This window comes from Vibrio sp. 10N.261.46.A3, from assembly GCF_041472995.1.
GTDB classification, from domain to species: Bacteria; Pseudomonadota; Gammaproteobacteria; order Enterobacterales; family Vibrionaceae; genus Vibrio; species Vibrio coralliirubri.
In genome coordinates this window covers 45,805-61,276 of the sequence record NZ_JBFRRH010000059.1, presented here as the reverse complement: position 1 = coordinate 61,276, position 15,472 = coordinate 45,805, and the positions used below count along the sequence as shown (strand labels likewise).

The following is a 15,472-nucleotide window of genomic DNA, read 5'->3' as shown; positions in this document are numbered from 1 at the left end:
ACCTTTCAATACATTCCGATCAGGTCGAAATGTATTTTCTTTAGATGTCACGAATCCTCACCATTAAATTAATAGTTTCGTATAAAGACACTCGAAAAATTAACAGTGAAAATAAACAAATTAAATAATGACTTATTAATCAAACCTAAACAGAGGCTAAGATAATTAGCGAGAACGACAAAACAACGAACACCTTGCACGAAATAATAAGTGCGACATTCATGCGTTCAACGGTTATCAAAGCTGCTGATAGGTAAACAAAGCACGCTGCTTTGCTGGCGCGTGACGCCTAGAGGGTACTACTCTGAAGAAAGGTGGAACGAGAGCTGGTGATCTAAGGTATACCAAGCTAACAAGGTTAGCCAAGTTGTTGATTGCCATTTCAGATACATGTTCACAATATATCCCTACGTTGAAATCAAGATGATCCGAAATTTAAATATAGTGCAATTGTTTTATAAATAAAGCTTCGAAAAGTATAAATGTGATCAATATTTAGAATGGTAATTAAATACGATAGCGTGCTATATAAACTGTGAATCACAGCTGTTTATATACTATTAAACTAGTTCAGCGAGAACCTTAATAATATCGAATCTCTTTTAAACTCAATACCTCTCTAATAATGAACGAAGATGGCTGTTTTCTAAAAAAGCCATCATCTAATAAAGCCAAGCTCTAAAACTCGCCGATCTAGAAAAGATAAGTTCTGATGGGACTTAAACCTCACCAGAACCGTATTCGCAGTGAATGACTTACTTCTTCTTAACGGCTTGCTTGATGGCTATTTCAGCCAGTTTTGGTGTCGCCGCTTTCAATGCGCTGGGTGCCACCTTCTTACCCACTTTGACTGCTTTATTCAGTTGGCCTTTAACCGACGTCCCTCTTTTCATGGCTTCTAAACGTTGGCGGTTTCTCTGAACGTTATTTGCGTCAGCGATACGCTCAATCAACGTCTGCCTTAAAGTATCTAAACCAAACTGTACCTTTTCTGGCGCAATCGCCAGCGGTAACACGATATCGGTTTGCAACAATATATGATTGTATTCGAGCGCTTGAGCAATGATCTTCGCTTTGGTCGATGTTGGATTCTCTAAGTCATACGGCGGCTGCCAATCGTCTACAGGCTTTAATCGGTCTACCTGATTCACAACCGACACCACAATCGGTTTCTTGCGTGAGATGTTCTTAGGATCGTCATAAAAAGCATCAAATCTATCTTTCAATTGCTTATCCAAATCACGTGCAGACTGATTGGCTTTAAGCACCCATAGCACCACATCGGCTTGGGTCATCTCTTTCAGCATTAAGGCTTCGGTTTTTGGGTTGCCATCAAGCCCTTGAAGATCAACCACGCGAACATCATTGTCGTCGACAAACGCGTTGTACACCGTTGAAGTGTCGGTTGATGGCAGCACATCCACTTCTGCAACCAACTCTTGCTTGAGTGCATTAATAAGTGAAGATTTACCAGAACTGGTTTGCCCCACCAGCACGATTCGCACGGGCTCTAACTCTGGAGCAAAGCGTTGTTCATCGAGTTCAGAAACATCAGACGCTTTCAGTGCTTCATCTTCAATGCTGAAACGTCCGCTATAGAGGTCAATCGCCACCGCAGCGACTTCATCTAACAAGGCTTGTTTAGCGGCGTATTGCATGTCATCAACCACACCTCTTGTCATCGATGCGGTCGCTTGTTCTCGACCCAAATCAGAAATCACTTTAAGTGGGTTCAAATAGAGGTTTTTAAGGTGATTACCCCAAATAGCGGCCTTAACGATCTTCTGCCCTAGCTCGCCATATTTGTCATAGGCTTCGTAGCCCGCTTTGATGTAAGAAACCTTGAGATACTCAATGCCGGGTATATGCTCTCGCACTACCAGTTTATAGCGTCGGCTTACCTCTTCGAACAGCTTTAGTCCTTCAGGAATCGAAAAATCGAGCGATTTCTTATCAAACTTTTTCGCAACGAATTCAAGTACGTCTAAACCGGTTTGGTCTAGGTTACCCCACTCTATGTCGACCATTAATTGTTGGCGTACATGGTGTTTTGAATCATTCCAAATCGACAGTTCTTTTTGAGACCAATCAGCCGAAGCCTTAACCAATGCATCGTTGATGTCAGCTTTGTTATGTTGTGATTCAGACTCAGAAACATCCTCACCAAGGTCGTTACTCTCTTTGTTTGAGAAGGGCTCCGTACTTGAAGAGCGGCTTGAAGAGTCACGTGAAGAACGACTAGAAATAAACAGGGGAATGGTGAACACCAAGGTACTCACGGCAATGGCAATCGACATTTCGAGTAGATAACCGTATTTCACCGCCAAGAACACACCAAAGCCCATCATGATAATGCTTGGGAAGATGGCCGAAATCAGGGCAATGCCCCAGCGGCCGCTCGATAGCACCGCCAGTAATCGAAATAGGTTTCTAATTTTCTTCATAACCCGACGCCGCCTTTCCTTTTTTCAGGGATTCTTTGTAGATCTTCTGCATCTCTTGTTCAGACACTTCTTCACCTTTGTTCTTATGATAGAAGTAAAAACACGCAGCGCGACCTAAACCATAAGAGGTGCCGAAACTCATTGCCGCTGCAGCCACCGCGCCTACCGTTTGACCATAAACTGGAATCAGCTTTATCAACTGTCGAGTGCCCAGTTTCATTCCGTATTGCACTGCAAAGCTGCTTCCCAAAGTGCCTATCAGCTCGCTAAAGACTCTCTTGTTCCATTCAACCCCATATTGGTTCGCCAAACTGTGGAGCATCTTCGCTTGAATTGCAGGTACAGACACCAAACCAACACCTGGAATCAAATCACTGGCCGCTGCACTTCCTGCATACCAAAGCACTTCGTTTTCTACTTGGTCAAAGTTGGCTTCTTCTTGGGTGGAATGCTCTTTGTCGACGACCATCATTCCGATAACAGGAAGCATATTGGTCAGCTGTTCAATCAAGGCTTCATAATTGTAGATTGCGCCACTGTTGTTGCTCTCGTGATCCGTTTCGAAATCCACTGCGACCGATTCAAATCCCTTTCCCCACACCTTTTCTATTTGATTGGTGTTGAATTGAATTTGCCTTGCACGGTCGCCTTCATTGGAAGACAACACAGCGGTATGAACCAACAGTAAGTGCTTAATCTTCTTTTGCTTCTTAATCTGTTGCAGGGCGGCAAGCACAGCGGATTGTTCAGGCTCATCGGCTTTCATCACCACGACGAGCGCATTGCCCGCTTGACCGATCTCTTTAAGATCGTCTGCCGGATCGTAATCGGCCTCACCCAAACCTCGGGTATCGAGAAATCGCATGACCGGTTTGTCTTGAGGAAACGCATACGACATTGCCGTCATGGTACATGGTGCAAAACCGTTACCCACCTCAACAGAGGAATCGCCCGTGACCGCTTGAATAAACGATGACTTACCCGCACCCGTTTTTCCCAACAGCCACAAGGTCGGCAGATGCTTGCGCTGATATTCATGGGCCTGAGTCAAGTCTGGGTTCTTGCTCGGATTAATGAAGTCTTTTATTTGATCAAACATGTTTAGAGTAACGCTCACTTGATGTTGAGATTCGAGTTGATGACAAAGCAATACTGACTTATATAATCACAAATCATATTAAACTTATGTTTGTTCAGTCGCACAGGTTTACAATGCCTAAACGCTTGTTTTTATTTGCGCGCTCATTTTTATAGACGCTTTTTTATACGTGCGGGTATCATCATATTGATTCGCGTACCTAACGAACATCAACAAACACAGAGATCTCAAAGAGAAGTATGGAACAAATTTATTTAGCTGGCGGTTGCTTGTGGGGTGTACAAGAATTTATTAAGTACGTTCCTGGTGTTATCAGCACAGAAGCAGGTCGTGCCAATGGAAGCGCCCAGCCAACAGAAAACAAGACGGCTCAAAGCGATTACGATGGCTACGCAGAGTGCGTACAAATTGAATTTGATCCAAGCATCACGTCAGTCACGATTTTGATGGAACACTTGTTTGAGATTATCGACCCTTACAGCGTGAATAAACAAGGTGTCGATGCCGGAGAGAAATACCGCACAGGCGTTTACAGCACTAACGCAGAACACTTAACCGAAGCCAAGCACTATATTTCTTCTAGAGATGATGCCGACCGTATCGCTGTTGAGGTGTTGCCATTGACCAATTATGTTGCCAGCGACGACATCCACCAGCACCACTTAAGTCACTTCCCTGAAGATCACCACTTATGCCATATCCCTTGGGATCTGCTGCATAAGTATAAATCACAATAGTCACGACGTAAGATTGAGATGGTCACGACCTAAGATCGATAAAGCCTCAACAGACATTATCCGTTGAGGCTTTTTAAGTGTAAATGGTCAGGACAGCTATCGTGAATTGATTTGATAGCTCAAGCCATTAAGCCTTTAGCCATTAGCCATTAGCCATTAACTAATAACTTACTTAGTCGTATTCTCAAGTACGTAGTCTGGACCCGCAGTTTCAGCCGTCACGACCGCAAGTTTAGACACGTCTGCGCCTTCACCTTGATAAGCGTTCATGCCATTTTCTACAACGACTTTTGGTAGTTCTACCGAGTAGCTTTCGATCAGTTCAGAATCCGTAACTTGACCTACGTAAGTTTCGTCTGTGTAGGTTGCGCCAACTAATGGGAAGTCTTGCGTTGCACGTACACTTACAAACTCAAGTGACTGCGAGTTATCAACCACGTTGTGTTTAAACGCCACATCAACGCCCGCATAAATGCCTTCCACTTCTGCGTTGTCAAACAAACTTACACGGTGGCTTTGGTTGCCGTAAACAATGCCCCACTCAGTATCGACTAGAGAGTTGTTCTCGATGGTGATGTTTTTCGGTGTCCACTGCTTGTTCAGCTCTTTGCCTTTCACCGATTGATCTAACTGCTCACCATTCGCTACGTCGATGATGCCTGTGTTGATAACAATGCCGCCACGTAGGTCAGCGTTGCCTTCAATCAAGCCATCGCGGCCTCGAGTGTTTGCAATGTAGTTATTGCGGATCACATGGTCTTCATCGTAGATACGGACGCCGCCCGTTAGACGCTTTCCATTACCAAGAATCATGTTGTTCTCAACCGTGTTGCCTTTACCATGGCGCAGTGAAATAAGCGCCGTGCTTTGGAAAATCGTATTGCCTGAGATCGTGTTGTCGCCCGACTTAATCGAGATAAGCTCACGCTCGCCATCCATATCGATCATTAGGTTGTTCACGAACTTAGAACTTGAATCCCACTGTGAAGATTTAGAATCACCAATACGGATCGCTTCCCAGCTGTTGCCGTTGTAACGAATCGCTTCTTTGATGTCGAATTCGTTGAACTGGTTAGGCTTTTGATCCATGAAGATGTTATTTGCGATCAGGTGGTTGTCAGCTGTGTCATCTTTTTGTACACCAATCAAAGTGCCGCGTTTTTGCTTACCTTCGAAACGGTTGTTGATGACTTTGCCATCTTTACCCCATAGAGATACCCAAAGGTACTTTGGATACTCAGAACGACGCTCGTCTGGCTCGTACGTGTAATCGTGGTTGAAGTAGTAGAATGTTGAGTTTTGAAGCGTGTTGCCATTACCCATCATACGTACTGCGCCAAAACGCTCGTTAGGGCCACCTTCGGTAAACACTAGGCCATCAAGCGTGATGTCATCACCTTTCAATTCGAACTGGATCAAATCAGTGATCCACGCAGAACCTGCTTGCTCAGCTTTGATAGTGATGTCATTCGCCGTAATAGTCACTTGACCTAAGTTCGCGTATTTACCGGCAGGGATCACCAGTTCGTCGCCATCTTTTAGGTTTTCAAATTGTGCTTTAAGCGCAGCCACTTGTTCTTCTGAAGCAACGGCTAAAGTGTCGCCATCTACCTCAGTTAAGCGGTCACTGCTCAATAGGTAACTACGGTCGATTTCGCTAATAGCTGGCGCAGCTTGTTCAGCGATACTGACTACAGGTGCTGTTTTTTCTTGTGTTGTACAGCCAGTTGCAAAAGCGAGCGTGAACGCGCTAATAATGCTTACCGATAATAGTTTTTTGTTCATCGTACATCTCACGTTAAATATTGGATTATAAAAATGACGACCACCCGTTCAGGTGGCCGTGATGTTATTTAGGATGCGAATTAGATTAGCCTTCGGCTGGAGTCACTTCGTCTTGTTGCTCGACTTTGTCATCGACTGCTTTAACAAGTAACAGACCAACAGAGAACACAATCAAGCCACACAGAACGAATACCATGCGTCCCCACATTGGGTTTGGCAGTACGAACATAGTCATTACGCCCACACCCGCTACCGCGATAAGTGAACCCAACATACGACGTTGCTTGTTATCCAGTTTCTTCTGTTCATTACTTTCAGCAACTAGTGGTGTCGCAAGGTTGTTGAAGAACTTGTCTACGTCTTTCTCACGGTGCTCAGCAAGAGGCTTGTAGAACAGTGTTGAAAGTACGAAGAAGCCAGCAGTAAATACGATGTGACCGATAAGGCCGATAGCCACTTTCAGGTCAGCCCACTCACGACCTGTTAGTTCATTTAGACCGAACCAGTTTTGAATCATGTCCGCAGTGATAACGAAACCAACGAAGTAAGAAACCACACCACCTACAACTAGCGTGCCCCAACCTGCCCAATCCGGTGTTTTACGGATGAAGAAGCCACAGAATGCTGGAATCGTCATTGGGAAGCCGATCAATGCGCCCACGTACATCATGGTGTCGAAAAGGCTCAGACCTTTAAGAGAGTTGATGAACAGAGCAACCAAGATGATCGCGATGCCGAAGAAAGTAGACGTTAGTTTAGAAACAACCATTAGCTCTTTCTCTGTCGCTTTAGGACGAAGAATCGGCTCATAGAAGTTCTTAACGAAGATACCTGAGTTACGGTTTAGACCTGAGTCCATTGAAGACATTGTTGCTGCGAACATAGCGGCAATCAGAAGGCCAACCATACCTGCAGGCATGTATTCTTGAACGAAGTAAAGGTAAGCGAAGTCAGCGGCTTTGCTGCCAGCTTCTGGGTAAGCAGCTGCTAAATCAACACCTTGACCAGCCATGAACCAAGAAGGCATGAACCAGATGATTGGACCAAGCGTCATTAGTACACAAGCAAGCAGTGCTGCTTTACGTGCGTTGTTTGAATCTTTTGCAGCAAGGTAACGGTAAGAGTTAAGCATGTTGTTGGTAATGCTGAACTGCTTTAAGAAGATGAACACAGCCCAGATGCTGAAGATGCTCATGTAGTTAAGGTTGTCACCCGTGATGAATGAATCTGTTGGGAAGTCGTTAACGATCTGCGTAACGCCGCCACCGTGGTAAATCGCAACTACAGCACACGTCACCGTTACCGCCATGATGATAACCATCTGCATAAAGTCAGATGCGATTACCGCCCAAGAGCCGCCCGTTACTGACATCACCAGTACAACCAGACCCGTTAGGACAATCGTCGTTGTCATATCAAAGCCGAAGATACCTGATGCGATGATCGCAAGGCCGTTCAACCAGATACCAGCAGAGATAACGCTGTTTGGCATGCCAGACCAAGTAAATACTTGCTCATTCACCTTACCAAAACGCATACGAATCGCTTCAATTACCGTCACGACGCGCAGTTGGCGGAACTTCGGAGCGAAGTAAAGGTAGTTCATTAGGTAACCGAATGCGTTCGCGATGAAGATAATCGCTACGGCAAAGCCATCGGTAAAGGCTTTACCTGCTGCACCAGTAAATGTCCAAGCACTGAACTGGGTCATAAATGCGGTTGCACCTACCATCCACCACAGCATATTACCTCCCCCACGGAAGTAATCACTTGTCGTACTTGTAAACGTTCGAAACATCCACCCTATCGCAATTAAGAATAGGAAGTAGATGCCAACTATCAGGGTATTGAGTTCCATCGTTAGACCTTTTATTTATGTTTTTTTGTTGAGGTCACTATAGATAGATGGCAAGTGTATTTGTACTACAATAATCCAAATGCGTGACAGTGATCTTACAGTCTGACACTCAATTAATCATACAAGTGATCGAGTTCAAAGTTGCACCACCTAGGAGCGCAATTCCTCAAGTCAGTGCAGTTATCCGCACTAAATTTCGACCAAAACCCCGAAAACATGAACAAAGTCTCTAAAAATCGAAGATTCATCGTTAAAAACTATTATTCGTGACGATCAAAGCTTAAAGAAGATCAGCAAAAATATCGTTAGATATAATTTATAAAAATGAATCAAACCAACACATTTGTAGTACAAATAAGATTGAGAATTTGATTTTAAAAGTTCCCTATATTAGGCAGCCAATAATGAAAACTTGAAAACCACTATTAGATACTGACAGGGATACACGGAAGTGAAATGCTTTTAACACACCCGTTACACTTTCCCCGTCCAATAAAAAGGTGTCATTATGAAGAAATACGTTCCAATCTTAATTGCTCTTAGTACGGTATCTTCTATGAGCTATGCAGCAACACCACGTGAAGATGCTGTTGACTACTTACAGATGCGTAAAGGCGTGGCTTACCAAGTAAACCATTCAAAACCCTTCACTGGTCAATTTGAAGAGAAGTTCGATAACGGCCAAGTCGCGACCCAAGCTCAGTTTGCCGATGGCTTAGAACTTGGGCTAGAAACTAACTGGTATCCGAATGGCCAAGTCGCTTCTAAAGTGAATTACGTAAAAGGTGAACTGCAAGGCAAAGCTGAAACCTGGTATCCAAACGGACAGAAAAAAGCAGAACTCAATTATAAAGACAATGAACTATCAGGCACCGCCTCTCGCTGGTATCCCAACGGGGAACAACGCCTGACAGCTGAATACAGCGACGGACAAAAAGATGGATTGGTAACGGACTACTACCCGAACGGTAACAAGGCCAGCCAAGCGAAGTTTGATGAAGGTGAAGTCGCGAACGGAAAACTTACTCGCTGGAATACTAACGGTGACAAGGTTGAAGAACTGACCTTTATAGACCACAAAGTCACCTCTAAACAGGTGTGGATGCCTACAGAAAGCTAAGCCTCAAGAACTGCTCTCATAGAGCTCTTTGATATAGCTAAACGCCTGCTGTTAAACTCAGCAGCTATGCGTCTGAAACTAAGCGACAAGAGAAGAGAAACGAACATTCATGCGACTAAGCGTGAATGTTCGTGGCTTTTTGACTTGCTCTTTTCACTACCACTTCCCCCATCACTTTCTTCCAACTTTACCTTTCTCCTTTCACTGTTATTTACAGCACCCCATCTAGTGATAAAACAATCATCAATAGTCATTGAAAATAATAAATATTTAACTTGCGCATAACCTATCCATAAAATACTGTAAGCAAACGTTTCCGTTGCGAGTCAGATCTCAGTTATCCGCTCGTAAGCGACTTATCACGCAAATAAGGAAACGAGATTCCAAAATACGTTATTGAGTCATATTGTTTTGCTTTGGTGCCCGCCTATGAAAATTAAAACCTCCCTTTTTAGCCTTGCTTGTTTATCCATTGTCTCTTTATTGGTTGTCGTTTCATTTACTGAAATCGCCAATCTAAAGCTGATCAAACTAGAGAAAACCCTGATCAAGGTGAAGTCGCTTGAAGTTTCTATGCTTCAACTGAATCGAACAGAACTAGAGTTTTTGATCAGTCACGACAAAACCCTCAAGCCTGAATTCGCCAAAGAGTATTCACACTTCCAACAGTTGATGAATAGCTTCTCTGTTTTACTTGAAGAGTCAAACATAGCGGTGCCTGAGCTAGATAAGCTCAATCGAGAAGTGAAGCAATACAACAAAGATTTTTCCTTGATGGTCGATGCGATAGACCGCAACCCAGAAAAGGTCAGTGAACTGAAGTCAGAAATGAAAATGCTGTTTGAAGATATCATCTCTATATTCACTGGCGTTGAAGTCCGTTTAGAACAACAGGTCGAATCGATTCAACAAACCATTACTACGTTTATTGTGAGCTCAGTAATTGCCGTCACGGTATTGCTAATGGCCTTATCCTTTGGGATCTCATCTCGTGTCGCAAAGAAGATAGCCTCATTGAACGCAACCATGTTGCTCGTCTCCCAACAACGTGACTTTACCGTCACAGCGGAAGACAGCGGCTCAGATGAAATTGCTGAGATTGCCAAGTCGTTTAACACCGTACTAGAAGACATTCGTCAACTTGTTGGTCAAGTGCAGGGGTCGATTCAGGAGCTGGGCAACATTTCCAACCAGTTGCAACACGACGGTATCGAAGTGGAAGGCGCGTTGAATAAGCAGCAACAACAAACAGAGAATATTGCGACCGCGATAAACCAGATGGGCAGCAATATCCAAAATGTGGCTACCAATAGTGAAAACGCGTCATCAAATGCACAAACCAGTTTCGCCACCGCGAATGATGGCCTGAACGATGTAGCCTTCACCAGAGACACAATCAATACCCTTTCAACCGATCTCGTGAGCGCGAGTGAAGAAGTGAATCGTCTTTCTGTTCATTCCGAGAAGATCAATACCGTGCTAGAGGTGATTAAAGACATTGCTGAACAAACCAACCTACTCGCTTTAAATGCCGCCATTGAAGCAGCGCGCGCTGGAGAACAAGGTCGTGGTTTTGCGGTTGTTGCGGATGAGGTAAGAACCTTGGCAGGCAGAACACAACTTTCAACCGAAGAGATCTCAACCATTATTCAAGGGGTTCAAGACCAAACCCAAATGGTGGTTAACACGATTCAAAATTGTTGTGAGAAAGGGAATACCAGTGTCGACTCTTGTGAGAAGGCACATTCTAGAATCACATCGGTTATCGCAGATATGGAAACCATTCTAAATAACAGTTTAGAGGTATCCAATGCCATGAAGGAGCAAAGTGAGGTCACATCAGAGATCATCGAAAACGTTGATGCCATCAAACAACTAACAATGACCAATGTGAAAAGTGCTTCAAAAAACGCAGCTTCTGCAACTTCAGTCGTAGAGCAAACAGACTCACTTGAGCGTGCTGTCATCAACCTAAAAGCCTAGCTCTTACACCGCGGTTTACACGCTTATTAAGCCTCAAACTCAAATTTCAGATAAAAAAACGCTCATGTTGCCTGTATCAACATGAGCGCAAGGGCAGATCTTCGACTACCATCTCCTACCTTTCTAAACGAAAGCAGAAGTTATAATTAGAATAGTTGGGAGCAATAATCAAAATGCTTTCGCAAGCACTTCAACGATTTCTTCTTTGTCACCGATGAGAACAACGGGTAACTATTCGAACCCTGTTCATTCCTATCAAGTTCGTACTTATATAGCAGGCTATGTCACAGCCTTGCCTACTATATTTCAAACCTTCTCTAATTGAGCTTTAAATCACCTCAAGTAAATGCCTCATGTTCTTAAAGCGGTGGATTTAATCCATTTAGCTTCAAAACCACTCTTACTTATTCGGCTTTACACAGTCAGTTCATGCAATCAACACAGCAAAGTTATGTGTTGCTACAGAAAGTTAGTAAATAATAATGTATTACAAATAAAAATGATATCTAAAGGTTCAATTTTTTGCTGTAGCGCACATTTATTGACGAACAAAACCCTTAAAAATCATTATCAAAAGACGAATAAACCACTAAAAATCATAAACTTAACGATACACATTGACTTTGTAACCCTTTGTAAATAGTAGTTTTATCCCTACAACACGATCCAATTCACAGATCATACGCCTTCAAATCGTTAGCATATTTGTATTATTTAAATGCAAAACAAATTTGAAATAACCAAGAAATAATTTCAAAAACAAAATGCATTGAAGACAAGAACTACTCTATTTGGCTTGTAATTATGGCCAATACTCAACCTATAAATATGGAACTAATACCATGAATAAAACTAAAATCGTGATTGCTGTGGCATCTGTACTCGCTGCTGGCTCTGTATCTGCTGCGTCTTTCGATATGAGACACGAATACAAGAGTCATACAGATCAACACGCTACTCGTGTAAAACTTGGCGATAGCATTGGCAACTTCCTTGTAGATATCGAAGCGAAATTCAAGGGAGAAGACGGTAAATTCATGGAAGATCTGAAGAACAATGGTTGGGAGCTTGGTCTAAATTACCGTCACGTACTTAACGATAACTGGACAATGACTTACGGTATGCCAATTGAAGGTCGTGAATCTGGCGTTACATACAAGCCTCAAGTTCGTGCAACATACAAAGTGGATAGCGTTGATGGTCTAAGCCTAAGTGCTCGTTACCGTTACGATATGAGACAGAACACTAGCAGCTCAGAGTATCAATTCGATGACAATGGTGATGTTATTGTTGATAGTGACGGTGTACCAATTACGGTTGATAAAAACGTTTCGAATCAACGTCGTCACCGTCTAACGGCAAACGTTAACTACTCAATGGAAAACTGGCGCTTTGGTCTAGAAGGTAACTACTACAAAGCGGATGGATATGACATCTACGACAACGACGATACCAACTACGAGTTGAACGCAAGTATTCGCCATATCATGGGTCAGTGGGCACCATACGTAGAGTTTGGTGATGTGAGCACTTCATCAACTAAAGCGACTCGTGAGCTACGTAGCCGTGTTGGTCTAACTTACAGCTTCTAATCGATAGCTATATGAATAATCTAAGATAATTACTGTCCTAATTTTCTAAGACCTAAACAAAAGCCAGCTTAATCGCTGGCTTTTTTTCCTTTCAAATCGGTTCAGTAAAATTAGAGCCGCGTACTTGCAGCTCTTTTTCCTAGTGACTGATCCGATAGAGAAAGGCAACGGTCACATCATCGTTAGGCACGACTCGCTTCTGCTGAGCCAAAAACAATTCTGCTGTCGAAACGGCGTCGGCTAATGCATTGTGGCTGTTGTACTCAGGAAGCCCGTACCTTGCTCGCGTCCCTGCCAGAGTTAAATCGACTTCTTCATGATTGCTGATCGCTTTCTCCATGTTTTTCTCGATACACAAGGTATCAAGCCAAAGCAGAGGAATCGTTCTTAAGCCGTAGCAGCGAAGAAGGTATTGGCTAATGAACTTCTCTTCGACCACACAAGCGTGAGCGACAATGATCTTGCCTTTCGCTGCTTCGAAAAACGTCAGCATCGCATCATGAATAGACGCGCCCTCTTCCAACATTTGCGGCGTAATATGGTTAATAACAGCGGTTTCAGCGTTGATCTGCGAATCGTTATTCAGATAAATATGCTTGGCTGACGCTAAATCGATTCTCCCTTTAACCACATCGACCCACCCCATAGATAAGATAAGGTCTTGCTCGCTGTCTAAGCCTGTGGTTTCAAGATCTAAAATGATGTATTCGCTGTCTTTGGCCAAGTCCGTCATTTCAGGGCATGGCTGCTCTACGAGATCATGTAACGCCTCTGGCAACTTAACCGTTCCAAGATATTGCTTACGTTTACGTTTGATTCGCTCAAGCGGGTGAAAATAGTTTAGCATTCGTTTTAAACATTTATTTGTTGAACATAGCTTCATTAACGTGCTCCGAAACGAATTTTCGCCGCTTCTTGAAGGTCAGCAATGATCCTAAAGGCATCTTTCAAGTGTTTACGCTCAAAGCTACCAAAGCTATCTGGGTTGATGTTGTTGTCAGGCACATCCCCGTTCTTCAGTGCTTCAAGTTGATGACCAAATCGGAAAGAGAGAATGAACTGGTAAGCGCCCAGAATGTTCTTGAATGCGTCGTCGCTCAGCATGCCTTTTTCATTGGCAGCAGCGAAACGTTCGTCAGTCGCCGACAAATCGCACTCTACAGCGAGTCCATAAATACGCGCTAAGTCGATAATCAAGTTGATCGCGTACTTCTTCACGTTCAACGTTTTCTTATTCTCACCTGACTTCTCTAGCACTAAGCTATTAAAGATGCCAAGTGGTGGATTAGTATTGACCGCGTCTTTCACTAGCGTGCTTAAAAACTCACGGTTACCGCGAATATTGCTATGCAGCTCATCGCGAAGAATGCCTTCGAACTCACTATTGCCGTAGATAGTACGAATTTCTAGGAACACACTGATGTTAAGCAAGCGTTCATACTCTGGGTTAGCCACCCACTTCTTGTAGTAGTGCTTCCAAACACTGAGTGGCTGACACCATTTTGGCGTCGCGGCCATGAATTTACCTGGACATAATGGGTAGTGGCAGCTTGCTAGCCCATTGGTCACCATCATCGCTAAGTGTTTGAAGTAAATACGGTCACTGTCTGTTGCATCGTCAGCTAGTACAATCGCACTGTCTTGGTCTGATAGCATGTGCACTTCATTACGCGCGTGCGATCCGGCTACGATCCAAGAGAAATCACACGGTGGTGGGCCTAACTTATCAATCGCTATTTGAATCAATCGGCGGGTGTAGGCATCCATAATCATGGTCATTACCTTGCCGACGGTTTCAGGCGCTACTTTACCTTCCACCAGCGCTTCAAAAATAGCTTGGCGCTCTGAGGTGAACGAAGACATGGTTTTCACGCTGCCTGCGTATTTGATTTTCTCGATCAAGAATATCGCTTGAACACGGTGGTTTTGAACCAAATGAGATGTAGTAAGAAGACCTACAACCTTATTCTCTTTCACAACGGGCAAGTTACGGATATTGAATTGCATCATGATTGACGCCGCATGCAGCACTAAATCATCCGATTTTACCGTAAGTGGAGAGTGTGTCATGACCTCTGAGATCAGGCTATCAGTACTCACGCCGTGGGCGATCACTCGCTTAGTCATGTCTCGGTCGGTGATCAAACCAACAATGGTTTCACCTTCATAGATCACGGCACACGGTGAGCGTTGATGAAGCATTTCAACCGCAACCGACTGGATGGTTTGCTCAGACTTAACAATCGCCACCTGCCCGCTTGCCACTTCTTCGACTTTACGAATAAACAGGCCTTTCTCTTTATTCGACCAGACCACATCCAGTGCTGACTTCAAGCGAACCTGCGCCTGTGAAGCAAAGTGTTCTGCGCAACTTGGAAAGGCTTTGAAAAGCGTTTGAAGTGCCGAGTGTGGAATCACATAAAGTAAGGTGTTTTCGATTGCGACAGCTCTATAGCCTTTTTCGTCGTTGACTTCAGAATCTAAGAACGTAAAGCCAAACAAATCTTCACTGCCTAGACGGGCACGAAGCACACCATCCGATTTTCGTTGCTCCATAGAGCCCGTTCGAATGATATAGAGCGATTTTTCCTTCCCCGACTCACACAAATCGACCACATCTCCCTTACCGAGATAAGTAATTTGAACGTTAGAGGCAAGTTCGCGAAGTGCTTCTTTAGGGATCTTATCGAATGGGTCGATTTGACCTATGAATTGAAGAATATTTGGCAGTAGAGACTGGGGCATAATCACACTCACAATAATTTAATTAGTATTATTATATAACTTAAAATACTGGTTACTAGTGCTTTTAACGAAACAGCAAATAATAGATTAAATATTGGACACCAGTCAG

At 43.7% G+C, this 15,472-nt stretch carries 10 protein-coding genes; 4 read left to right on the top strand and 6 right to left on the bottom strand.

Annotated elements, in window-relative coordinates; translation table 11 throughout:
• Positions 1-755: 755 nt before the first annotated feature.
• Together AB4484_RS14515 and AB4484_RS14510 are read right to left on the bottom strand one after the other, a co-directional pair.
• The gene (locus AB4484_RS14515; protein WP_372078848.1) at positions 756-2,444 is read right to left on the bottom strand and encodes a GTPase family protein; all 1,689 of its coding nucleotides are present in this window, start codon (positions 2,442-2,444) and stop codon (positions 756-758) included.
• Positions 2,431-3,543, bottom strand: a complete 1,113-nt coding sequence (locus AB4484_RS14510; protein WP_372078846.1) for a YcjF family protein — start codon at positions 3,541-3,543, stop codon at positions 2,431-2,433. The genes AB4484_RS14515 and AB4484_RS14510 overlap by 14 nt, the downstream gene beginning before the upstream one ends.
• Before the next feature lie 239 nt (positions 3,544-3,782).
• Between AB4484_RS14510 and AB4484_RS14505 the strand changes: the two genes are divergently transcribed.
• Positions 3,783-4,280, top strand: a complete 498-nt coding sequence (locus AB4484_RS14505; protein WP_372078844.1) for a peptide-methionine (S)-S-oxide reductase — start codon at positions 3,783-3,785, stop codon at positions 4,278-4,280.
• A 168-nt stretch (positions 4,281-4,448) separates the two neighbouring features.
• Here the strand turns inward: AB4484_RS14505 and AB4484_RS14500 are convergent, their stop codons facing one another.
• Together AB4484_RS14500 and AB4484_RS14495 are read right to left on the bottom strand one after the other, a co-directional pair.
• A complete protein-coding gene (locus tag AB4484_RS14500; protein WP_372078842.1) occupies positions 4,449-6,065 on the bottom strand; it encodes a polysaccharide lyase 6 family protein in 1,617 nt (538 codons plus the stop codon).
• Positions 6,066-6,150: 85 nt separating this feature from the next.
• Positions 6,151-7,923, bottom strand: a complete 1,773-nt coding sequence (locus tag AB4484_RS14495; RefSeq protein ID WP_032555190.1) for a sodium:solute symporter family transporter — start codon at positions 7,921-7,923, stop codon at positions 6,151-6,153.
• A 508-nt stretch (positions 7,924-8,431) separates the two neighbouring features.
• On the opposite strand from AB4484_RS14495, the gene AB4484_RS14490 reads away from it, so the two are divergent.
• The 3 genes from AB4484_RS14490 (at position 8,432) to AB4484_RS14480 (ending at position 12,618) form a co-directional block, all read left to right on the top strand.
• Positions 8,432-9,043 carry a toxin-antitoxin system YwqK family antitoxin gene (locus AB4484_RS14490; protein ID WP_372078840.1) on the top strand — a complete coding sequence of 204 codons (612 nt, stop codon included), beginning with the start codon at positions 8,432-8,434 and terminating at the stop codon, positions 9,041-9,043.
• 429 nt (positions 9,044-9,472) lie between these two features.
• Entirely contained in the window at positions 9,473-11,026 is a 1,554-nt protein-coding gene (locus AB4484_RS14485; RefSeq protein WP_372078838.1) for a methyl-accepting chemotaxis protein, read from the top strand.
• 842 nt (positions 11,027-11,868) lie between these two features.
• Positions 11,869-12,618 (top strand): oligogalacturonate-specific porin KdgM family protein, encoded by a 750-nt coding sequence (locus AB4484_RS14480; RefSeq protein ID WP_048616477.1) that lies wholly within the window; start codon positions 11,869-11,871, stop codon positions 12,616-12,618.
• Positions 12,619-12,757: 139 nt separating this feature from the next.
• Here the strand turns inward: AB4484_RS14480 and AB4484_RS14475 are convergent, their stop codons facing one another.
• Positions 12,758-13,501 carry a 3'-5' exonuclease gene (locus AB4484_RS14475; RefSeq protein ID WP_372078836.1) on the bottom strand — a complete coding sequence of 248 codons (744 nt, stop codon included), beginning with the start codon at positions 13,499-13,501 and terminating at the stop codon, positions 12,758-12,760.
• Entirely contained in the window at positions 13,501-15,363 is a 1,863-nt protein-coding gene (locus AB4484_RS14470) for a DUF294 nucleotidyltransferase-like domain-containing protein (protein WP_372078834.1), read from the bottom strand. Before AB4484_RS14470 ends, AB4484_RS14475 begins: the two co-directional genes overlap by 1 nt.
• Positions 15,364-15,472: the final 109 nt, after the last annotated feature.

What these genes read in the sequence shown, in the direction of transcription:
- AB4484_RS14515 (WP_372078848.1), bottom strand. Translation starts at nt 2,444, where the DNA reads ATGAAGAAAATTAGAAACCTATTTCGATTACTGGCGGTGCTATCGAGC.
- AB4484_RS14510 (WP_372078846.1), bottom strand. Translation starts at nt 3,543, where the DNA reads ATGTTTGATCAAATAAAAGACTTCATTAATCCGAGCAAGAACCCAGAC.
- AB4484_RS14505 (WP_372078844.1), top strand. Translation starts at nt 3,783, where the DNA reads ATGGAACAAATTTATTTAGCTGGCGGTTGCTTGTGGGGTGTACAAGAA.
- AB4484_RS14500 (WP_372078842.1), bottom strand. Translation starts at nt 6,065, where the DNA reads ATGAACAAAAAACTATTATCGGTAAGCATTATTAGCGCGTTCACGCTC.
- AB4484_RS14495 (WP_032555190.1), bottom strand. Translation starts at nt 7,923, where the DNA reads ATGGAACTCAATACCCTGATAGTTGGCATCTACTTCCTATTCTTAATT.
- AB4484_RS14490 (WP_372078840.1), top strand. Translation starts at nt 8,432, where the DNA reads ATGAAGAAATACGTTCCAATCTTAATTGCTCTTAGTACGGTATCTTCT.
- AB4484_RS14485 (WP_372078838.1), top strand. Translation starts at nt 9,473, where the DNA reads ATGAAAATTAAAACCTCCCTTTTTAGCCTTGCTTGTTTATCCATTGTC.
- AB4484_RS14480 (WP_048616477.1), top strand. Translation starts at nt 11,869, where the DNA reads ATGAATAAAACTAAAATCGTGATTGCTGTGGCATCTGTACTCGCTGCT.
- AB4484_RS14475 (WP_372078836.1), bottom strand. Translation starts at nt 13,501, where the DNA reads ATGAAGCTATGTTCAACAAATAAATGTTTAAAACGAATGCTAAACTAT.
- AB4484_RS14470 (WP_372078834.1), bottom strand. Translation starts at nt 15,363, where the DNA reads ATGCCCCAGTCTCTACTGCCAAATATTCTTCAATTCATAGGTCAAATC.